The following is a 242-nucleotide window of genomic DNA, read 5'->3' as shown; positions in this document are numbered from 1 at the left end:
ATATAAGCCAAAGCAAAGTGTCGCGCATGCTTAGTAAATTTGGCGCGGTACGAACGCGTAATGCCAAACAAGAAATGGTGTATTGCTTGCCTGCAGAAATGGGCGTACCCACAGCAAAAAGTCCGTTGCGTCAGCTTGTTATTGATATAATGCATAACGAAATGATGATTATTATCCGTACCAGTCCAGGCGCGGCTCAGCTCATTGCGCGTTTACTTGACTCATTAGGTAAAGCCGATGGC

Annotated in this window: 1 protein-coding gene; it reads left to right on the top strand. The window is 45.9% G+C overall.

Annotated features, from left to right (window positions below):
* Window positions 1–2: 2 nt before the first annotated feature.
* A partial coding sequence (locus tag AAEY78_RS14695; protein WP_352340208.1) for an arginine repressor occupies window positions 3–242 on the top strand: 240 nt, incomplete at its 3' end.

The organism is Psychrobacter sp. 16-MNA-CIBAN-0192 (genome assembly GCF_040309565.1).
Lineage (GTDB): Bacteria > Pseudomonadota > Gammaproteobacteria > Pseudomonadales > Moraxellaceae > Psychrobacter.
Note: the sequence above shows the minus strand (reverse complement) of the source record. Positions and strands in the feature narration are given on the sequence as shown.